This is a genomic window from Halorussus marinus, assembly GCF_004521895.1.
GTDB classification, from domain to species: domain Archaea; phylum Halobacteriota; class Halobacteria; order Halobacteriales; family Haladaptataceae; genus Halorussus; species Halorussus marinus.
The window spans coordinates 318,587-337,968 of the sequence record NZ_SBIR01000001.1 but is presented as its reverse complement, the minus strand read 5'-3'; the positions used below and the strand labels follow the sequence as shown (position 1 = coordinate 337,968).

General features: G+C 66.7%; 19 protein-coding genes. 11 read left to right on the top strand and 8 right to left on the bottom strand.

Annotated elements, in window-relative coordinates; translation table 11 throughout:
- Window positions 1-28: 28 nt before the first annotated feature.
- From EPL04_RS01610 to EPL04_RS01590, 5 genes are all read right to left on the bottom strand, one after another.
- Window positions 29-451: a DUF5809 family protein gene (locus EPL04_RS01610; RefSeq protein WP_134668784.1), complete on the bottom strand. Its 423-nt coding sequence runs from the start codon at window positions 449-451 to the stop codon at window positions 29-31.
- A gap of 24 nt (window positions 452-475) precedes the next feature.
- Window positions 476-931 carry a DUF5810 domain-containing protein gene (locus tag EPL04_RS01605; protein WP_134668782.1) on the bottom strand — a complete coding sequence of 152 codons (456 nt, stop codon included), beginning with the start codon at window positions 929-931 and terminating at the stop codon, window positions 476-478.
- Between the two features lie 47 nt (window positions 932-978).
- Window positions 979-1,467, bottom strand: coding sequence for a ribosomal protein S18-alanine N-acetyltransferase (gene rimI / locus EPL04_RS01600; protein ID WP_244605545.1), 489 nt, complete (start codon window positions 1,465-1,467; stop codon window positions 979-981).
- Between the two features lie 387 nt (window positions 1,468-1,854).
- Entirely contained in the window at window positions 1,855-2,385 is a 531-nt protein-coding gene (locus EPL04_RS01595; RefSeq protein ID WP_134668778.1) for a hypothetical protein, read from the bottom strand.
- Window positions 2,386-2,709: 324 nt separating this feature from the next.
- Window positions 2,710-4,686: an aconitate hydratase gene (locus tag EPL04_RS01590; RefSeq protein WP_134668776.1), complete on the bottom strand. Its 1,977-nt coding sequence runs from the start codon at window positions 4,684-4,686 to the stop codon at window positions 2,710-2,712.
- 166 nt (window positions 4,687-4,852) lie between these two features.
- Between EPL04_RS01590 and EPL04_RS01585 the strand changes: the two genes are divergently transcribed.
- Together EPL04_RS01585 and EPL04_RS01580 are read left to right on the top strand one after the other, a co-directional pair.
- Window positions 4,853-5,347: a deoxyuridine 5'-triphosphate nucleotidohydrolase gene (locus tag EPL04_RS01585; protein WP_134668775.1), complete on the top strand. Its 495-nt coding sequence runs from the start codon at window positions 4,853-4,855 to the stop codon at window positions 5,345-5,347.
- 79 nt (window positions 5,348-5,426) lie between these two features.
- Window positions 5,427-6,464: a hypothetical protein gene (locus EPL04_RS01580; RefSeq protein WP_134668773.1), complete on the top strand. Its 1,038-nt coding sequence runs from the start codon at window positions 5,427-5,429 to the stop codon at window positions 6,462-6,464.
- 97 nt (window positions 6,465-6,561) lie between these two features.
- Here the strand turns inward: EPL04_RS01580 and EPL04_RS01575 are convergent, their stop codons facing one another.
- Window positions 6,562-6,933 carry a hypothetical protein gene (locus tag EPL04_RS01575; RefSeq protein WP_134668771.1) on the bottom strand — a complete coding sequence of 124 codons (372 nt, stop codon included), beginning with the start codon at window positions 6,931-6,933 and terminating at the stop codon, window positions 6,562-6,564.
- Window positions 6,930-7,559 (bottom strand): DUF7344 domain-containing protein, encoded by a 630-nt coding sequence (locus tag EPL04_RS01570; RefSeq protein ID WP_134668770.1) that lies wholly within the window; start codon window positions 7,557-7,559, stop codon window positions 6,930-6,932. The genes EPL04_RS01575 and EPL04_RS01570 overlap by 4 nt, the downstream gene beginning before the upstream one ends.
- 261 nt (window positions 7,560-7,820) lie before the next feature.
- Here EPL04_RS01570 and EPL04_RS01565 point away from each other — a divergent pair, with 261 nt between their 5' ends.
- From EPL04_RS01565 to EPL04_RS01525, 9 genes are all read left to right on the top strand, one after another.
- Entirely contained in the window at window positions 7,821-8,474 is a 654-nt protein-coding gene (locus EPL04_RS01565) for a TasA family protein (RefSeq protein ID WP_134668768.1), read from the top strand.
- Window positions 8,475-8,488: 14 nt separating this feature from the next.
- Window positions 8,489-9,286 carry a TasA family protein gene (locus EPL04_RS01560; protein WP_134668766.1) on the top strand — a complete coding sequence of 266 codons (798 nt, stop codon included), beginning with the start codon at window positions 8,489-8,491 and terminating at the stop codon, window positions 9,284-9,286.
- A 17-nt stretch (window positions 9,287-9,303) separates the two neighbouring features.
- Window positions 9,304-10,743, top strand: coding sequence for a TasA family protein (locus tag EPL04_RS01555; RefSeq protein WP_209019537.1), 1,440 nt, complete (start codon window positions 9,304-9,306; stop codon window positions 10,741-10,743).
- Between the two features lie 303 nt (window positions 10,744-11,046).
- The gene (locus tag EPL04_RS01550; protein ID WP_134668764.1) at window positions 11,047-12,399 is read left to right on the top strand and encodes a hypothetical protein; all 1,353 of its coding nucleotides are present in this window, start codon (window positions 11,047-11,049) and stop codon (window positions 12,397-12,399) included.
- Window positions 12,399-13,268 (top strand): hypothetical protein, encoded by an 870-nt coding sequence (locus tag EPL04_RS18555; RefSeq protein ID WP_167599390.1) that lies wholly within the window; start codon window positions 12,399-12,401, stop codon window positions 13,266-13,268. Before EPL04_RS01550 ends, EPL04_RS18555 begins: the two co-directional genes overlap by 1 nt.
- On the top strand, window positions 13,265-13,822 hold the full coding sequence (locus tag EPL04_RS01540) for a signal peptidase I (protein WP_134668763.1): 558 nt from the start codon (window positions 13,265-13,267) through the stop codon (window positions 13,820-13,822). Before EPL04_RS18555 ends, EPL04_RS01540 begins: the two co-directional genes overlap by 4 nt.
- A 252-nt stretch (window positions 13,823-14,074) precedes the next feature.
- On the top strand, window positions 14,075-15,598 hold the full coding sequence (locus EPL04_RS01535; protein WP_134668761.1) for an alpha,alpha-trehalose-phosphate synthase (UDP-forming): 1,524 nt from the start codon (window positions 14,075-14,077) through the stop codon (window positions 15,596-15,598).
- The gene (otsB, locus tag EPL04_RS01530; protein ID WP_134668760.1) at window positions 15,595-16,452 is read left to right on the top strand and encodes a trehalose-phosphatase; all 858 of its coding nucleotides are present in this window, start codon (window positions 15,595-15,597) and stop codon (window positions 16,450-16,452) included. Before EPL04_RS01535 ends, otsB begins: the two co-directional genes overlap by 4 nt.
- Before the next feature lie 86 nt (window positions 16,453-16,538).
- Window positions 16,539-17,384, top strand: a complete 846-nt coding sequence (locus EPL04_RS01525) for a hypothetical protein (RefSeq protein ID WP_134668758.1) — start codon at window positions 16,539-16,541, stop codon at window positions 17,382-17,384.
- Here EPL04_RS01525 and EPL04_RS01520 read toward each other — a convergent pair.
- Window positions 17,381-19,339 carry an ABC transporter ATP-binding protein gene (locus tag EPL04_RS01520; RefSeq protein ID WP_134668757.1) on the bottom strand — a complete coding sequence of 653 codons (1,959 nt, stop codon included), beginning with the start codon at window positions 19,337-19,339 and terminating at the stop codon, window positions 17,381-17,383. The two genes, EPL04_RS01525 and EPL04_RS01520, sit on opposite strands and share 4 nt — an antisense overlap.
- Window positions 19,340-19,382 lie beyond the last annotated feature (43 nt).

Genomic DNA, 19,382 nt, shown 5'->3' with positions numbered 1-19,382 from the left:
GATACTCCGTCCTGCCGGAAAAAAAGCGTTACTCCGGAGCCACCAGTCGCTCCCGATAGACGCTCCCGTAGGCCTGTCGCCGGAGGGTCGCCACCGCCGCGTCGGTCTCGGTCTCGTAGGTGGCGGCGACGACCGTCTCGCCGAGGGCGTCGTGCCACGCGACCTGCGAGACGTGTTCGCTTCCCCGCTCGGTCACCTCTCGGTCGCGGTCGGCGAGCCACGACTCGTACTCCTCGCGGTCGCCGGTGTGGACCGCCAGCAGCGACGCGAACAGCGCGTCGCGGGCGGTCTCGATCACCTCGCCGGTCACGCGCTCGTCGTACTCCTCGCGGTCGAACGCCATCGCCTTGGCGGTCTCCTTGACGACGGTCTGGGCCGCCGGCCCGACCGCCTCGTAGCGGTCGCGGGCCGCGGCTTCGGTCTCGGGTGCGAGAAACCCGTGAGTCTCCATGCGCGGGCGTTCGGACCCGGGGAACTACTCGCTTTCGTCCGCGCCGTCGTCCTCGACGCTCCCACCGTCGCTCTCGTCGCCCTCGTCGAGCAACTGTTCGGTCATCTCCTGGGCCTCCCGGAGGATCTGTTGGGCCTCGCCGTCGAGCGCGCCCGCGCCGGCGCCGCCGGCCGCCGATCCGCGGCCGCGGCCGTTGGCGCGTTCGAGTTCGTCCTCGAAGAGGTCGCCCGCGCGGGGTTCGTCGCCGTGATCGTGGTCGTGGGTCGTGTCGTCGAAGACCTGCGGGAAGCCGACCTCGCCGCCGTACTCGGCGACGCGTTCGGCGAGTTCGTCCTCGCCCTGCTCGTGCCACCCCGGAGCGTGCTCGTCGAGCCACGCCTCGTGGGCCTCGTCGCCGAGCATCGCGGTGAACGCGAGGTGGTTGGCGAGGTGCTCGGGGTCGGGATGGGGCGTCTCGCAGACCGGGCAGGCGTGTCCCATGGGCCGGGGTACGTTCCGGGCCCGCAAAAGCGCCACGCTCGCGAACGCTACTCGTCGACCTCGACGACCAGAATCAGCGCGTCCTCGCCGTCGTCGTAGTACCGCGGCAACCTCCGGAGGTGTTCGAAGCCGAACTCCTCGTACAGCGACCGGGCGACGTCGTTGCTCTCCCGGACTTCGAGTTTCACCGTGTGCGCGCCGTGCTCGCCCAGGACGGCGAGCGCGCGGGCGAGCAACGTCCTGCCGAGCCCCCGCCCGCGACAGTCGGGGTGGACCGCGATGTCCTTGACGTGGCCGAGCGGCCGGCCGTGGTTCGGCACGAGGTCGGCGACCACGAACCCCACGACGCTCTCGTCGTCCCGGGCGTCGTCGACCGCCACCAGAAAGCCGGGTTCGCCGAGGTAGCGCTCGAACGCCGAGAACGGCCACGGCTGGGGGAACGACTTGCGCTCGATTCGCAACACCGCGAGCAGGTCTGCCTGCACGGCCTGGCGGACCTGCACGTCGGTTTCGTCACCCACGCCAGCGGTTGTCACGTCCGGTGGTTTGCGCCCGACCCTTAAGAGTGTCATGCCCGGTGGACACTCGTAATTTTTTAGTGAGGCCGAACGGTAGAATCGAACGCACTCTCCGGCCGGAGGTGCAAGCTCCCGAACTCTCCCCCACAACCTTTTGCTGCGCTCGCGCCCCGAGCGGCGCTCGCTTGCAAAACGTTGATGAAAAGCCTGCGCTCGTCCCTCCGGTCCTCGCTTGGCCAGCTCGCTCCTCGTGGTCCGAGAGACCGAAGCTCTCTCGTCATCACGAAAGGCGATGCCTTTCGAACGACTTCGCTCGTCGCTCGCGGGCCAGCAACGTTCACCGTCGCCCCGGAGACGGACTCGCGAACGGGCAAAGCGATAAAACAGGTTTCAAAAAGGGCCGGCTCAGTCCGCGAACAGCCGAACGTCCTCGGCGGCGGGACCGTCCTCGACGGCGTCCGGGAGTTCGTCGAGCCACTCGGCGCGCCAGTCACAGCCGTCCGAGACTCGGCGCTCGTCCGGGGGGTCGGCGGGCGAGGCCGCGAAGACGACCTCGTAGCTCGTGGCGTGGGGGTCTGGGCTCCCCTCGACGACGTGTTCGACCCGCCGCACGCGCTCGGGGCCGTCGATCTCGACCCGGAGGTCGGTCAGGTGCTCGACGCGCTCGCGGCCGGCGGCGGCCCAGTCGTCGCCGGGCTCGGCCGTCCCGTTCGGTAGCATCGCGCGCGAGCCGTCGTCCAGCACGATCGCGAGGACGGCCCCCGCCTCGTCGGTGACTCCGACCGCGACCCGGCCCTCGCCGTCGGCCGCGCAGTGGTCGCGGTCGTCGTGGACTCTGGTCTCCTCGCGGACGTCGACGCCCTCGCGGGCGCGGAGCGCGTCGGGGTCGGAGTCTATCGGTACGTCGGCGGCGTCCGGCGTGGGTTGGTCTGGCATATATGGGTTCGGTGTCGCGGTTTACAGGTCGGTTCGGGGTCGGGCCGCGTCGTCGAGCGCTCGCTTCGAGTCGCGGTTCTGAGCGTCCGCGTCGGCGGGTTCGAGCGCGGGAACAGTAGCTACGCGGAAATGATAGAAAAAGACACCGATTTATATTCTTTTTACTCTTTCGTGTAATAATTCACCGTCCAGCGATAAAAACGTTTCGCCGGCGTCGCTATTCGAGGGTCTGAAGCGCTCCAACTGCGGTCTCCGAGCGGCGGCGCTCGCGACACCGGTCGCTCCGAGCGCGACGAAAGAAAAAAACGCAGTGTGGCTATCGACTCAGTCGTCCGCGGGCGCGGGCGAGTCGCCGCCGGACTCGGCCTGCTTTTTCGTGTGCGAGAGCTTGCCGCCGTCGGCGAGAATCTCGCGTTCGCGCTCGGAGGCGTCGAGGTGAGCCGTCGCCTCCCAGTCGTCGTTGATGCGGACGGTGAACTCCTCCTGACCGGAGCGGACCGCCTCGGCCACGTCGTCGACGATCTCGACGTCGTCGCCCTGCTCGATCTTCGCGTAGGTCTCCTCGTCGATGGTGAGCGGGATGAGGCCGAAGTTGAAGAGGTTCGCCTTGTGGATCCGGGCGAAGCTCTGGGCCAGCACGCCCTCCACGCCGAGGTACATCGGGCACAGCGCCGCGTGCTCGCGAGAGCTACCCTGTCCGTAGTTCTCGCCGGCGACGAGGAAGCCGCCGTCGGCCTCCAGCGCGCGGTCGGCGAACGTGTCGTCGACCCGCGAGAGGGTGAACTCCGAGAGCTTCGGGATGTTCGACCGGAACTTCAGGATGTCGGAGGTCGCCGGGATGATGTGGTCGGTCGTGATGTTGTCCTCCATCTTCAGGAGGGCCTCGCCTTCGAGGTGGGCGTCGAGCTCGTCTTTGAGCGGGACGTCGCCGATGTTCGGGCCCTTGATGAGCTCGTCGTCGGGCGCCTCGTCGGGGCTGATGAGGTCGACGTTGCTACCGAGATACTCGTCGGGGAGCTCGAAGCCGGGGTCCTCGAGGTCGCCGAGTTCGTCGGCGAGGTCCCGCGGGTCGACGATCTCGCCCTTGATGGCCGCCGCGGTGGCGACCTCCGGCGAACAGAGGTAGACGTTGTCGTCCTCGATGCCCGAGCGACCCTCGAAGTTGCGGTTGAACGTCCGGAGCGAGACGGAGTCGCTGGCCGGGACGTGACCGATGCCGATACACGCCCCGCAGGTGGCCTCGGAGAAGTTGACGCCGGCCGCCATCATCTCGGCGACCCAGCCCTGACGGGCGAGCATCTCGGAGGCCTGCTTGCTACCGGGCGCGACGATCATCTCGGTCGTCCGGTTGATCTCGCGGCCCTCCAGCATCTTGGCGGCCGGGAGGATGTCCTCGTAGGCGCCGTTGGTACACGAGCCGATGATGGTCTGGTCGACCTCGGTGCCCGCGACCTCGCTGACCGGCACGACGTTGTCGGGCATCGACGGCTTGGCGATGAGCGGTTCGAGGTCGCTCAGGTCGAGAACGATCTCGTCGTCGTACTCGGCGTCCTCGTCGGGGCCGACCTCGACGTAGTCCTCGCCGCGGCCGAGCCGTTCGAGGTAGTCTTTGGTGTTCTCGTCGGTCGGGAAGATCGACGAGGTGGCGCCGAGCTCGGTGCCCATGTTGGTGATGGTCGTCCGCTCGGGGACCGAGAGGCTCTCGACGCCCGGGCCCGTGTACTCGAAGATCTTGCCGACGCCGCCCTTCACGCTGAGGCGCCGGAGCATCTCGAGGATGACGTCCTTGGCGGTCGCCCACTCGGGGAGCTCGCCTTCGAGTCGGACGTTGACGACCTCGGGCATCTCGATGTAGTAGGGGCCCCCGCCCATCGCGACGGTCACGTCGAGGCCGCCCGAGCCGATCGCGAGCTCGCCGAGGCCGCCGGGCGTCGGGGTGTGGGAGTCGGACCCGAGCATCGTCTTGCCGGGTGCGGCGAAGTTCTCCTTGTGGACGTTGTGACAGATGCCGTTGCCCGGTCGCGAGAAGTGCGCGCCGTAGGTTCCGGCCGCCGACCGGAGGAACCGGTGGTCGTCGGTGTTCTTGAAGTCGAACTGGTAGGTCTGGTGGTCACAGTACTGGGCCGCCAGTTCCGTCTGGACCTCTTCGAGGCCGAGCGCCTCGAACTGGAGCCACACGAGGGTGCCCGTGGTGTCCTGTGTCAGTACCTGGTCGATCTCGATTCCGATCTCCTCGCCGGTTTCGAGTTCACCGTCGACGAGGTGGTCTTCGAGTATTTTCTCCGTTAGCGTTTGTCCCATAACGCACGAATATCGACTCTCCTCGGGTATAAATCCCGCGTGTTTCTGTTCATTCGGACAGTCGTAAATCCGCACGTCGGCCGGTAATTGTTACGCGAACCGTCGGCCTCTGACACACCGATCGGACTCCGGCACCGATATACGCCGCCGAGAATTCCACTCGCGTATGTTCGAGAGCGGTTCCTACGTGGCCGAACACGTCTCGGAGACGACGGCCGAACAGGTCCAGCCAAACGGCGTCGACCTCACGCTGGCGGCGGTGTACGAGCAGCGCGAACCCGGCCGGATCGGCCGGGAGGGCAAGGAGATCGGGGCCCGACAGCGACTCGAAACCGAGCAGGTCGCAGACGACGCCCCCGAGAGCTACTACCTGACGCCCGGCGGGTACGTCGTTCAGTACGCCGAGACCGTCCGGATCCCCGAGGGTCACGTCGGTTACATCTACCCGCGGTCGTCGCTCCTTCGCAACTCCTGTATGCTGAACACCGCGGTCTGGGACGCCGGCTACGAGGGGAAAGGCGAGGGACTGCTCGAAGTCCACCGCGACATCGAGATCGAGACCGGCGCGCGCATCGCCCAGTTGGTGCTCGCCGAAGCCGACCACGACGGCACCTACGACGGCTCGTATCAGGGCGAGAACGTCGGGCTGGACGAGTTCTAGGGGCGGTTTCGCGGGTCGGGCGCACAACCGCCAAGCCCTTATTCGGGGCGGAGTGGTGGATACCTTCGGTGGAGAGAGAATGACACACGACAGACGGGAGTTTCTGCAACTGGGCGCGCTCGCGGGCGTCGGCGCACTCGGCGTCGACGGCCTCGGCGACGTGCCGATCCGGTTCGAACAGGACGCCGACGGGGAGACGGGGTGGCCGGGCATCGACGTCCGGGTCACGCAGGCGCCGGGCAACACCGCCCACTGGGTGCTCCCCGGGCGGCGAGCGTTGAGCGAGTACGTCTTCGGGACGCCCGACAACCCCCGGATGACCGGCCGCCACTGGGTCGACGTCGCGGAGGGACCGGTGAAGGCGGTCCTGGAGGAACAGACGTTTCAGGTGGGGCTCCCGCTCGAACAGCGACGCACGAACGAGGACGAATCGGCGTACACGATCGCCGACGTCCTGACCGGGTACAGCGACTCGGCCGAACCCACCGAGGGCGAACTCGACCTGACCTACAGTGACCGCCAGCCGTGGGACACCCCGGGCGGGCCCGGCGACACCCGCGACACCGCCGCGGTGACCGCCCGCTTTGGGGACCCGGCCGGAAACGAGTACGAGGCCGTGCTCGACCACGTCATCAAGCCGCCGTTCCCGCCGTGGGAGACGGGAGGCGGCGTGGTGACCGGAACGTGGCTCCACGGGATCACCGGAACGGGCACGCCGTTAATGCCACGTATGTTCAATTACGCGGCGCTGTGGGGGCTGGGGGCGCTCCGGATCAACGGCGAGGTCGTCGACGAGAGACGAGTCATGCACTTCATGACATCCGAGAACGTCCGGAAGGCGGACAGCTACGCGCTGGCGCTCGACGAGGAGCTCCCGCTGGCCGAAGACGAGCGCTACCTCGGCCGGCCCCATCACACGCACCTGTTCATGCCGCCGATCAAGGGGACGCCGGAGGGCCCTCAGACGAGTCCGGTCCCGACCGCGTTCGAGCTCCCGAGCGGCGAGACTCAGCCGTTCGTCCACTTCATGTGGGACCAAGACACCATCGAGGAGGTCGTCGTTCGCGGGGCGGACGGCGACGAGACGACCGTCGGCGCCGAGACGACGACCGGATAGTGTCGCTGGGCTCCGAGCGGACGGACGCCCCGGCGGACGTGATCGCCCCTCGGTCGGCGGGGCTCGCGTCCGTTCGGCTCGGTCGCCGATCGGCGCGTCAGCCGAGCATCAGCCGGACGTTGTAGACGGTGAAAAACACCCCGAACACCAGCAAGACGAGGGGCGCGAAGTAGTACATGACCCGGTCGCGCCACACCCGGATCGCGTAGTAGCTGAGCCCGAAACAGAGCCCGAACACCACCAGCTTCGCGGCCACGAGCCCGCCGAGCCCGAGCGCTTCCATCGTGCGCGCGAGCAGCGGGTTCCCCTCGGTGACCGCGGGGTGGTAGTTCACGAGCGCAATCGTCGTGACCACGTCGCCGACGCCGTAGCCGGTCGTCGCGACGATCCACAGCCAGACGAACTCCCGCTGGGTCGTCGGGGCGGCGGCGAGCGAGAGCGGGTGATCCGGCGGTAACTGCTGGCTCATGACCGCGATTCGGTCTCGTCGGCCGACTCGATCTCCGGGACGTCGGGCGGCGACCCGGCACTACCGAGCCGGCGCTTGCGCTCGTAGTAGGTGTCGACCGCGGCCGAGACGATCACCGACGCGATGCACAGGCCCGCCCACGCCATGTCCGGGAGCGCGTTGAACGGGACGATGTCGACCCACGCGACCGTCAGGAGCGCCGCACACACCGCCCCGAGCCCGAGGTAGTACTCGCTGCGCGGGATCTCGGCGTCGGGCACCACGTCGAGGTAGAGTTCGACGTCCTCGATCCCGTCGCTGGACTCGATGACGCTCCGGTCGGCGTCGTACTCGACGACGTTGGCCTCGTCCATCTTCGGGAGGTGAGTCTGGCGGAGCGCGGTGTACACCCGCCGGCGCTCGTCGTGGGTGACCTCCGCGGGCGCCTCCTCGTTCTCCCACGCCGAGAGCTGGGTCGACAGCTCCCGGAGCTCGACGGGGCGGTCCCGCTGGCGCAGGTAGTGGACGACGTGTCGGCGACGCTGGTTGCTCACGATCTCGAATATCTCCTCGCGCGACGGCTCCCCCGAGTCGGCCTCGGTCCCGGACGGCTGGGAGGCCGGTGTCGATTTCGCACCCGCTGACATATTTATAATTTGAACGTACCGTCACATAAGCTTATCCTACGTTTCAACGAGAGCGTGATCCGAAACGGATCCGAGCACCGAATCGGGAGACGGCGGCCGTATCAAACAGTCTTTGAACGACCTGTATGCGGACCAAGACGGTTTTTCTGACACTGTTTGCACGGTTACAGGCCCGCCCTGAACTCCCGTCAACGGGCCAATATATGGAATGGTTGTCGTATAAGCTGTGAGTGACGACGGGACACCCGTCGTGAGCAAACTATGACCGACGACGACAACAGCGGATTCGACCTGTCGCGGCGTAAAGTACTCGGAGGCGTTCTCACCGTCGGCGCTGCGTCCGCAGCCACGGGCGCGGGGACGATGGCGCTGTTCAGTGACACGGAGTCGAGCAATAACAACAGCGTGTCTGCGGGGACGCTGAACCTGACGAATGACGGGTCCAGTGACTGGAACCTCCTGCAGGTGTCCGGTGCGGCTCCCGGAGATGCTGGTAGCGGGACCCAGAAGCTGAAGAATACCGGTTCCATCACCGGTGACCTGAAGATGAAAGTCACCCGTTTCGAAAGTAACGAGAACGGCGTTAACGAGGCTGAAGCATCTGACGATCCAAACGGGACGGTCGACAGTCCCGGCTCCGACGGTGAACTCGATGAGAATCTGAAGGTATACGTCAGGTACAAGGGTCCGAACGGAAGCACGACTGACCTGTACGGAAGCGGGACCAGTCAGTCGAATATGGTAAAGGCGAGCAAGATCAGCCAAGGACATTCCAAAACCCTTGGTCAACTCGCCGAGAACGACGTTGGAACTCTGGAAGTCGATTATAAGATCCCATCGGGAGTCGATAATAAAATCCAGAGTGACAGCGTCGAAGCAGACGTTAAATTCACTCTGGAACAGCCCAGCAACTAATTAGGTGACCTCAGATGAGTGACGACAAAAGTCGGTTCGAACTCACCCGCCGTCGTCTACTCGGTGGTCTAGCCACGACGGGAGTGGCGGCGGGTGGCGCGGGTGCCGGGACGTGGGCGTACTTCAGCGACACGGAGTCAAGCGACGGAAACAGCGTACAGGCCGGGACGATGAACCTCGATCTTCAGAACGGCGGGTCGACCGTCCGGTACAGCTTCACCGGTGCGGCACCCGGCGGAAAGGCCAAAAGCGGGGCCTACTCTTCGGGGTTCTTCGCACAACTCCACAATACCGGAAGCGTCGACGGTGATCACGTCGAGATCGACTTCCGGAACACGGAACTGGAAGACGGCGACGGCGATCCCAGCACTGACGAAACTGTCGTAGGTGACGGCGGTGCTCCCGAGAGCGACCCAGTCGATGGCGCCGAGGGGATGGCGGAGTACGTCTACGTTGAAAAGTTAGCGTATATCGAGGAGTACGACTCCGGAGGTAGCCCGGTGTCGATGATTACGCTCGTCAACGATGGGGAGGCGAAGGCCTCCCCGGGTGACGACCACTACATCCAAGACACGAACGGAAACTCGTTCATCGATCTCGCCGACCTCGCCGCGTCGGCGAACGACGATGCGCTGGACGGGTTTGCGCCGCCGCCAGCAGGTGGGACACCGACCAACAGCGCCGACGAGGACAACACAGGGATGCGAATCGAGGTCAGTCTGCACGAAAGCACCCCGAACCAGTATCAGGGCGACATCGTCCAGACCGAAGTCGCCTTCTCCCTACACCAAGGGTCGAACCAGAACTCGTAGCCCAGAGTGCCGAGGGGTTGCCCCTCGGTCTTCGACCACCCCACGCTGGTGCTGACGGCGGTTCGATTCCGCTGGTGGGTATTTCCCCTAACGGGGTTGAGCAAACAATGTCAGACAAAAATATCGAACTCACCCGACGGAAAGCGCTCCTCGGTCTCGGCACCGTCGGCGCCGCGGCCGCGGGCACAGGCGCGGGAACGTTTGCGTACTTCAGCGATACAGAGAGTAGCAGTGGAAATACGGTCAGTGCCGGGACGCTGAATCTCACCGCCGACGGCAACGACGGGTCGGCGACGACGACAGTCGAGGTCAGCGTCGCACCGGGCGAGAGCGACAGCGGGTCGACTACGCTCAAGAACTCCGGGAGCCTCCCCGGCCACCTGAATTTCGACCTCGGCGCGCTCACGAACCACGAGAACGGCGTTCTCGAACCGGAACAGGGTGCGCCCGGCGAAGACGGGGAATCCACCGGAGAACTCGGCCGTGCACACGCCGCCGGGGGAGCACACGCGCTCGACGTGCGCGCGGGCTTCGATACGGATCAGGACGGGAACATCGAGACAGTCGTGCTCGATTCGACGAACAAAGACCCGCGGAACAACGTCAGTGGCGTCACCGGAATCGAGTACAATCCGAACGAGGCTATCGGAAACGACAACGAAGTGGATTTCATCTTCGAGAGCAGCCTCCCCAGCGATGCCGGCAACGCCGTACAGGGCGACAGCGTCGAGTTCGATATCACGTTCGAACTGCTCCAGGAGCCGAGCGGTTCGTCCGTCGCCATTACCGGCGATTCGAGCTGGGCGAGCAACCAGCCCTGGCAGCCCACGACCAACGAGGCACACACCGGCGAAGGATCGTGGTACGCGGGGAGTCAAGCGACGAAGCGCACGCTTTACTTCGGGAGTGAGTTCTCCAGCTTTCACGACCTCCCGAAATTCACGGTCGACGATATAAACGACATCACGTACTGGCTCAAGAGTCCCGAAGGCCTCGGCGGGGCCGACGACAGCGGGTCGGACATCTACCTGACCATCTACACGAAACCCGAGGACGACGGCGAGGACGCCTCGTGGTACGATAGTCGGTTGCAGGCGCTACCAGCGGACGCCGACGGGGGGAGTCCGAACTTCGTAACGGGCGAATGGAACGAGTTCGGAACGTCAAGCAGCGCACAGCACCAGTTGCGCTTCTACGACCACGTCCCGTCCGTCCCGAAGCCGGCGGCGAGTGATCAACCGACTCTGAGCGACCTGCAAGGCGGCGACTACGACTGGGACGACGCCTTCCCCGGCTCGTCCGGCGACGAGCATCCCGAAAACAGTTATCACGACGAGACGGTCCTGGCGCTTTCGTTGCAGACAGCGAGCGGCGACAGTGACCTCGATATGTACCTCGACGATATCGTCCTCGACCTATCGTCGAGCGGGACGTTCAGCATCGACCTCGAACCCTGACGCCATGACCCAAAACGGTATCCCGATTCCAACGGGGTACGTTCGCGAGTGAGCCACCCCTGAACCAGACATAATCGAACCGTAATTTACACATATTATAAAACACCAATATCTAAATGGTAGCCAACAAACAATAGATAACTAACATGCCATCTGCATTCTATTATAGCGCTCGCTCTCGGCTCGTGTCTCGGGGGCTTCCCCGTGACCGAGCGACTTTTAGAGGAGGATTCGATGACGCTTCATCTAACCGGGTTCTATTCGACGTGATCGGGTCGAGTTCCGTTAACGCGGGTGATCGCGGTGCTCCGTGAACTCCTCGCTCGCCTGACGAAGATGGGCGTCCGGCAGACGGCGCTCGTGTTACTCATCACCGGGGTCGTCGTCGCTGGCGCCGGGTTCGGGTTCGTCGGGACGCTCACCGACGGCGCCGACGAGCAGACCACGACCCCGACCACCACGCCGGCGCCGCCCGACCCGACCGTGACCACTCAGCCGACCGCGACGACCACCGCGACCGAGTCGACCGCGACGACCGACGCGAGCGATGCCGACGAGGCCGCGCTCGATCCCGAGACGGCGACGACGACCACCCCGGAGACGACCACGGCGCCCGACCCCGTCGCGCCGAACGCGACGCTCGCGCTCTCGGCGTCGGACCCGCCGACGGTGCGCAACGACGACGGCGCGGTCGAGCGCGTCGCGGGGAACCTCACCGGCGCGCTCGACTGGACCGCGGGCGCGAGCGTCACCCGAGTTGCGCTGGTCGTCCAGACCTGGACGCCAGACTCGGAGTGGCGCGAATCCCGGCGCGTTGAGGTCGAGCCGAACGGGTCGAGTCTCGCCGTCGAAGCGGCGCTGGGCGGGACCGAACTGGTCTACGCCGAGGGCGACCGGGCGAGCGAATTCGACGTCGACGAGGACGGCGCGAACGTCTCCCGGGAGGGGTTCGTCTCCGTCACCGGCGTGTTGTTCGACGCGAACGGTAGCGAACTCGATCGCGTCTCGACCGTCGACGGCTACGCCGTCCGGGTGATCAACGAGGAGGCCCCGACGGTCTACGCGTTCGGCGGGTCGGACGGCGAGCCGTCGGTCCGACTCGGCGACGGCGAGGCGGCTCCGGCGGTCCTCGACGTGGCCGGCGTGGCTCCCGGGTACTCCGGGGAGGGTCGGCTGGCGATCACCAACGACGGCGACGACGAGGGCGTGCTCCGTGCGTCGATCGCGGCGATCGCGGAGCGCGAGAACGGGCTGACCGAACCCGAGCGCGCCGTCGACGACTCGCCGTCGAGCGGCGAGCTGGCCGCCGCGCTCGACGTGCGAATCAGCCTCGAAGACGAGTCGGGCGAAACCGTCGCGTATCTCGCGGGCGACGACTCGTCGTACGTCGCGCTCGGGAGCCAGTCGCCCGAGCAGTTGAGCGCCCGGACCCGTCTCGACGCCGGGGAGACGGTCGACCTCGTCGCCGAGTGGCGCGTCGACGCCGACGTCGGCAACGAGATCCAGAGCGATTCGGTCAGCTTCGATTTCAACGCAACCGTCGTCGACGACGCGAGCGCACTGCAGGACGCGGGGGCGCCGACAGCCCCGACCGATTTAGTCGGGAAAAATGATATTATCACACGTCCGAGAGACATGACCGGGGGGACCGCATAATGGCGTGGAACGACACCGACCTCTCGCGGGCCGCGGCGCTGGCGGGCATCGTGATCGTCGTCTGCGCGTTCACGAGCGGCGCGTACACCTACGGACTGCTCTCCGATCAGGAGTCGACGACGGTCTCGATCACCGCCGATTTCGAACCGACGACCACGCCGGACCCGCCCGGACGGAACGTCGTCGCGACGACGTCCTGTCACACGGTGACCCTAGAGAACGAAGGAAAAGGAAACGTCATCGTCCAAATCGAGAGGGTAGACGATCGTGTGATTTGGGTGGGAACGGTCCACCACAAAGTGAAGACGAGGGCGACTCTGCCCGCCGGCGAGTACGAACTCACGGCCGGACGGGGGATTGGTTGGCTCGGCGAGAAGAAGGCAGGGAAAAAGCCGTCGTGGACCGTGAACGGCAAGAAGGTAGCGACGCTGACCGTGAGCGAGTGTCGGGCAGAGGAGTCGAACAGCGACGACGACGCGAGTAGCGCAACAGCGTTCGGTTCGAGTTCGGTTGCCGAAACAGAAGACACTCCCACCCCCACTACGGCCCCCGACGAGTCCGGAAACGAGACAGTTCGCGAGACCGCCGAGACGACTACTGCACCGACGACTACCGCCACGAACGAGACGACCGTCACGGAGACGGCGACGACGACCGACGCCACTCCGAACGAAACGACCACTCCCACAACAGTCGCGAACGAGACCACCACGACCGAGAGCGAAACGACCACCACCACGACCGAGAACGAAACGACCACCACCACGACGACCGAGAGCGAAACGACCACCGCGACCGAAACCCCGCAATCGACTACCGCGAACCGAACGACGACCGAGACTACCACTACGACTGAGACCGAGACATGAGCCGAGAACAATCGCTACGCCAGCGCGTCGCCTCGATAAACACCGCAAGCGCCCTCCGAACGCTTGGATTCGTCGTCTTGCTCGCGATCGTCGTCCCGTTCGTCGTCGTCGCCGTCCCGCAGGTCGTGGGCGCGGACGCGAGCCACGTCGTCCTCTCGAGCAGTATGTCGCCGGCGATCCACGCCGGCGACGTGGTCGTGGTCGACGGGGTCGCGACCGACGCGATCGAGGAGGGCGACGTCATCACCTACGAGCCGCCCGCGGACCACGAACTCGCGGACGTGAATCTGGTGACCCACCGGGTCGTGTCGGTGACCGAACAGGGCGGCGAGCGCCACTTCAAGACCAAAGGCGACGCCAACGAGGAGGCCGACCGAGCGCTGGTCCCGGCCTCGAACGTCGAGGGCCGAGTCATGTTCCACATCCCGTTCGTCGGTCGGGTGATCTCGTTCGCTCAGTCGGGGCCCGGGATCGTGGCCCTGATCGTCGTTCCCGGCGTCCTGCTCGCGGTATCGGAGCTCTACGACCTGTACGTCGCGGCCTCCGGGGACTGAGACCGAGCGATCCCGGGCCGTCTACCCCCCCGCCCGTCGTACGGTGTCCGCAGGTCATCACGCCGCCGAACGCGCTCGTTTCTCCCCGATAAGCCGGGGTTACCCTCGCTTAGACCCCCCGTAACCCCGCGGCCCGATCGTTTCAGTTTTGGAACGGTTTTGAACGGACGACTACGTTATACCGCCGTCCGAGCAAGCGTTTGCAGTACACTCGTCGACGGCGGGTCGCTCCGCCGCGAGGGATCAAACTCCATGAGTTCAGACACGACAGGGGCGATAGCAGAGGCCGCAGTCGAGACCGTCGCGACGCTTTGTGAGGACCGCGAGCTCGTCGTCGTATCGAACCGCGAACCGTACAGTCACCACCGCGAGGACGGGGAGGTCGTCGTCGACAGGCCGGCCGGCGGGCTGACCGCGGCGCTCGACCCGGTGATGCAAGCCGTCGAGGGAACGTGGGTCGCGTGGGGCGACGGCGACGCCGACCGCGAGACGGTCGGCCCCGACGGCGTCGTCGCCGTCCCGCCCGAGGACCCCAGCTACGACCTGCGGCGGGTGTGGCTCACCGACGAGCAGGTCGACGGCTACTACCGGGGGTACAGCAATCAGGTGCTGTGGCCGCTGTGTCACCTCGACACCGCGAAGATGACGCCCGAGCCGTCGTACTGGCGGGCCTACCGCGAGACAAACGACGACTTCGCCGACGCGGTGCTCGGCGCGACCGACAGCGACCCCGTAGTGTGGTTTCAGGACTACCACCTCGCGCTCGCGCCCCGGCGGGTCCGGGACGCCCGGCCCGACGCCTTTCTCGCGCACTTCTGGCACATCCCGTGGCCGTCGTGGGACGTGTTCCACGCCTGCCCGCAGTACGAACAGTTGCTCGACGGCCTGCTTGCCAACGACCTGATCGGCTTCCACACCGACGAGTACTGCCGGAACTTCCTCGACTGCGTCGACGCCGCGACCGACGCCCGCGTCGACCGGGCCAATCGGAGCATCGCCCACCGGGGCCGGCGGACGTTCGTGCGGTCGTTCCCGCTTGGCATCGACGCCGCCCGGCAGGCCGAACTCTCGGAGACCGAGGCCGGCGACGACTTCTGGGCGTCGTTCAGCGAGAAACACGGCCTCGTCGGGGACCACCGGTTCGCGCTCGGGGTCGAGCGCCTCGACTACACGAAAGGCATCGAGCAACGCCTCGACGCGCTCGAACTGTTCTGGGCCGAGCACCCCGAGTGGCGCGAGGAGTTCACATACCTCCAGAAGAGCATCGAGAGCCGCGGCGACATCGGCGACTACCAGCGCCTCCAGAGCCGTGTCGGCGACGCCATCGATCGGGTCAACGACCGATTCGGGACCGACGACTGGACGCCGGTGGTCGCGGTGACCGAACACCTTCCCGAGGCCGGGCTCGCGGCGCTCTACCGGGAGGCCGACCTCGCGCTCGTCACCCCGGTCCGGGACGGGATGAACCTCGTCGCGAAGGAGTTCGTCGCGGCCCAGACCGCCGACCCCGGCGTGCTGGTGTTGAGCGAACTCGCGGGCGCGAGCGAGCAACTCGGAGAGGGGTCGATTCTGGTCCACCCCCACGACCCCGAGAGCGTCGCCGACGCCATCGAGGAGGCCCTCGGGATGAGCGAGCGGGCGCGGCGCGTTCGGATCGCCGACCTCCAGCGGGTGGTCCACGCCGAGGACGTCTACGCGTGGCTCGAATCGACCTTCGAGACCGCGGCCGCGATCGAGCGCGGCCGGCGGTCGGCCCCGGCCGAACCGACCAGATGACCGACGAAGCGACCGACGCCCCCGAGACCCCGCCGGCGATCAGCGAGCACCTCTACGCGCTGGTCGAGGGGCTGGTCGACCGCGACGGCCTGCTGGTCGCTCTCGACTTCGACGGGACGCTCGCGGCCATCGAGGGGCGCCCGGAGGCGGCGACGTTGCCCGACGCGACCCGCGAGGTCGTCGCGGCGCTGGCCGACCGCCCGGACGTGGAAGTCGCGGTCGTCAGCGGCCGCGAACTGGCCGACGTACGCGAACGGGTGGCGATCCCGAGCGCCTCGTACGCCGGGAATCACGGCCTCGAGCTCCACACCGACGAGTACGTCGTCCACCCCGCCGCCGAGGCGGCCGAGACCGCCATCGCGGAGGTCTGTGAGCAGGTCGCCGCCGAGCTCGCCGACGTCGAGGGCGTCATCGTCGAGAACAAGGGCGTGACCGCGACGGTCCACTACCGACTGGTCGAGGACGCGGCGGTCTCCGCCGTCGTCGAGACGGTCGAGTCGCTTGCGGCCGCCCGCGAGGACCTTCGACTCACGACCGGCAAGGAGGTGCTCGAACTCCGGCCCGCGGTCGAGTGGGACAAGGGCGAGGCGGTCGCTCGATTGCGCGACGAACTCGTCCCCGAGGACGCCGCGTGGCTACCGATATACGTCGGCGACGACACCACCGACGAGGCGGCGTTCGCGGTGCTGGCCGACGACGGCGTCGCGATCAAGGTCGGCGACGATCCGGCGACCGACGCCGGCTACCGGGTCGCCGATCCCGAGGCGGTCCGGACGGTGCTGTCGTGGCTCGGGACCTACGGCGTCGAGTTCCTCGACCGCGCGCCCGACGAGGTCCCGACCGAGACCGCGTAACGCCGCGTTGAATCCCGGCCCCCCGCGAAAACGATGTGAACGGTCGGCTCGGTTTAGTCGCCGACTCGCGCAGTTTCTCTCGGATCATGGCTACCGACAACCGCGACGACGACGGCGAGGAGTCGGGCGAACGAGCGGACGCCACCATCGGTCGGTATCAGAACGGCGGCCGCGAGGCGGACGCCGGTCGCGAGCGGCGCCGAACCGACCCCGCCGAGCGACGGACCGATCGGGGCCGGGCCGCGGCGCGACCGCCGGTCGGCCACCGGTACGGCTCGCGCGAGCGACCACGGTCCGACCGGCCGCCGCGACGGTACGGATCGCGACCGCCGACGAACGCGGCGCCGGCGACCGAACCCCGCGTCGAAAGCGGCTCCGCCGGCGAGCGGAGCGACCCCGGCGCGGGCGAGCCCGGAGATCGCGACCAGACCGCGACCGGCGGAGCGTCCACCCCGCGACAGGAGCCCGAACCGGAGCGGCGATCCGAGAGACCGCGAGCGACGAACGAACCGGACGCGTCGACGACCGACGAGTCCGACTCCGAGCGAGTAGACTCGGAGCGACGCGGCGGACGGAGCGGCGACCGACCGGAGTCCGGCGAGGAGTCCCGACGAGACGACGCCGAGTCGTCCCGACGGCAGACCGGCGAGCCGGGAGCCGGCGACCGAGGAGACGCGTCGCCGCCGAAACGGACCCAACCGCTTCGCGAGCCCGCCGACGCCCGGACGGCCGACGAGCAGTCCCGATCGGCGGGCGTCGACCGGGAGAAAGAGACGCGCCGGTACGGCGGCCCGCGCGAGGACGACGCGTCGGATCGGGCGGGCGGACGCGAGCGCGAACTCCGGGAGTACGAGCGGCGGATGGACCGCGAGCGAGACCGCCAACGCGAGTTCAAGCGCGACAAGAGCGGGAACCGCTACCGACGAGGTTAGTCGTCGGTGGCGTCGGTGCGGGCGGTCCGGCGGGCCGCTCGCTCGATGAACTCCTCGGGGAGCTCGTCGATCTCGCCGGCCTGAACGCCCCACAGGTGGGCGTAGAGGCCGTCTTCGCCGAGCAGATCGTCGTGGGTGCCCCGCTCGACGATCCGGCCGCCTTCGAGGACGGCGATCTGGTCGGCGTCCTTGATCGTCGAGAGCCGGTGGGCGATCGAGAACGTGGTTCGATCCTCGGTGAGGTCGTCGAGACTGCGCTGGATGAGCATCTCGGTCTCGGTGTCGACGTCGCTGGTCGCCTCGTCGAGCACGAGTATCTCGGGGTCTTTGAGGACAGCGCGCGCGATGGAGATGCGCTGGCGCTGGCCGCCCGAGAGCTTGACCCCGCGCTCGCCGACCTCGGTGTCGTAGCCCTCGGGGAGGTTCGTGATGAACTCGTGGGCCTCGGCGGCCTTGGCGGCCTCGACGATCTCCTCGTGGTCGGCGCCGAACGAGCCGTAGGCGATGTTCTCTGCGACCGTGCCGTAGAACATGAAGGTGTCCTGGCTGACGTATCCGATGGCCTGCCGGAGGCTCGGCAGGCTTACGTCCCGGAGGTCGGTGCCGTCGATCCGAATGGCTCCCTCGTCGACGTCGTACATCCGCAACAGAAGCTTGAGGACCGTCGACTTGCCCGCGCCGGTGGGACCGACCAGCGCGAGCGTCTCGCCGCCGTCGACCTCGAAGGAGATGTCCTCGACGATCGTCTCGTCGTCGTCGTAGCCGAACGTCACGTCGTCGTAGACGACCTCGCCCTCGTCGACGGTCAGCTCCTCGGCGTCTGGGTCCTCAGTGATGCGGCTCGGCTCGTCCATCAGGCCGAAGATGCGAGCGCTGGAGGCGTACGCGCGCTGGTACATGTTGATGATCGAGCCGAACTGGGCCATCGGCCAGATGAACCGCTGGGTCAGCAGGATGAACACGACGAACTCGCCGCGGCTGAGTTCGCCGGTGAACAGCCACGGTCCCTGCCCGTTGAACACCCAGAGCCCGCCGACGATGAACGTCAGCGCGAACCCGAGCCCCGAGAGGATCTGGAGCGACGGGAAGAACTTGATCCGGGTGATGATCGCCCCCCAGTTGGCGCCGAAGTAGTCGTCCGAGACCTCCTCGACGCGGTCGGACTCGTAGGACTCGGTGTTGCTGGTCTTGATGACCTGAATCCCGCCGAGGTTGTTCTCGAGCCGGGAGTTGACTTTGCCGACCGTCGACCGGACCTCGGCGTACTTGGGCTGGATGATCTCGACGAACTTGTAGGTGAAAAACGCGATGAGCGGCACCGGCACCATCGCGACCAGCGCGAGCTGCCAGTTCATGCTGAACAGGATGACCGCGATGGCGACGACCATCACGCCGAGCCGGAACCCGGAGTTCATCCCGTCGTTGAGGAACCGCTCGAGCCGGTTCACGTCGTTCGAGAGGATCGACATCATCTCGCCGGTCTGCTTGTCGGCGAAAAAGTCCATGTTGAGCCGCTGCATCTTGTCGTAGGTGTCGGTCCGGACCGAGTGTTGGATGTTCTGGGCGAACGAGTTCCACCCCCAGTTGCGCGCCCAGTGGAACGCCGCGCCGAACCCGAACGCGCCCGCGATGATCGCGACCGAGAACCAGAACTGATCGGATGCGGCCGCGGGGGCGATCCGGGTCGCGAACCCCTCGGAGACGAGCGGGATCTGATTCGAGAGCGCGACCGCGTACGCGACCCCCTCGCCGTCGGCGAACAGCGCGTCGATGGCGACGCCGAGAATGAGCGGCGGGAGCAGATTCAGGACCCGAGCGAAGATGCTCGCGACCACCCCGGTAGCGAACGCGAGTCTGTTGTCCGACCCGTATTCGAGGAACAGTCGCTTCATCGGATTCTCCGCGTTCTCCCGTTGTTCCTCGAAGGGGTCGTCGTCCTCGTCAGGGAGTGTCATTGTCACTTCGGAATGGTTCGGCTCTTGAAAATGTTTCCTTCGA

What these genes read in the sequence shown, in the direction of transcription:
- EPL04_RS01560 (WP_134668766.1), top strand. Translation starts at nt 8,489, where the DNA reads ATGAGTGACGACAAAAGTCGGTTCGAACTCACCCGCCGTCGTCTACTC.
- EPL04_RS01595 (WP_134668778.1), bottom strand. Translation starts at nt 2,385, where the DNA reads ATGCCAGACCAACCCACGCCGGACGCCGCCGACGTACCGATAGACTCC.
- EPL04_RS01585 (WP_134668775.1), top strand. Translation starts at nt 4,853, where the DNA reads ATGTTCGAGAGCGGTTCCTACGTGGCCGAACACGTCTCGGAGACGACG.
- EPL04_RS01605 (WP_134668782.1), bottom strand. Translation starts at nt 931, where the DNA reads ATGGGACACGCCTGCCCGGTCTGCGAGACGCCCCATCCCGACCCCGAG.
- EPL04_RS01590 (WP_134668776.1), bottom strand. Translation starts at nt 4,686, where the DNA reads ATGGGACAAACGCTAACGGAGAAAATACTCGAAGACCACCTCGTCGAC.
- EPL04_RS01580 (WP_134668773.1), top strand. Translation starts at nt 5,427, where the DNA reads ATGACACACGACAGACGGGAGTTTCTGCAACTGGGCGCGCTCGCGGGC.
- EPL04_RS01520 (WP_134668757.1), bottom strand. Translation starts at nt 19,339, where the DNA reads ATGACACTCCCTGACGAGGACGACGACCCCTTCGAGGAACAACGGGAG.
- EPL04_RS01575 (WP_134668771.1), bottom strand. Translation starts at nt 6,933, where the DNA reads ATGAGCCAGCAGTTACCGCCGGATCACCCGCTCTCGCTCGCCGCCGCC.
- EPL04_RS01535 (WP_134668761.1), top strand. Translation starts at nt 14,075, where the DNA reads ATGAGTTCAGACACGACAGGGGCGATAGCAGAGGCCGCAGTCGAGACC.
- EPL04_RS01540 (WP_134668763.1), top strand. Translation starts at nt 13,265, where the DNA reads ATGAGCCGAGAACAATCGCTACGCCAGCGCGTCGCCTCGATAAACACC.
- EPL04_RS18555 (WP_167599390.1), top strand. Translation starts at nt 12,399, where the DNA reads ATGGCGTGGAACGACACCGACCTCTCGCGGGCCGCGGCGCTGGCGGGC.
- EPL04_RS01570 (WP_134668770.1), bottom strand. Translation starts at nt 7,559, where the DNA reads ATGTCAGCGGGTGCGAAATCGACACCGGCCTCCCAGCCGTCCGGGACC.
- EPL04_RS01525 (WP_134668758.1), top strand. Translation starts at nt 16,539, where the DNA reads ATGGCTACCGACAACCGCGACGACGACGGCGAGGAGTCGGGCGAACGA.
- EPL04_RS01565 (WP_134668768.1), top strand. Translation starts at nt 7,821, where the DNA reads ATGACCGACGACGACAACAGCGGATTCGACCTGTCGCGGCGTAAAGTA.
- otsB (WP_134668760.1), top strand. Translation starts at nt 15,595, where the DNA reads ATGACCGACGAAGCGACCGACGCCCCCGAGACCCCGCCGGCGATCAGC.
- EPL04_RS01610 (WP_134668784.1), bottom strand. Translation starts at nt 451, where the DNA reads ATGGAGACTCACGGGTTTCTCGCACCCGAGACCGAAGCCGCGGCCCGC.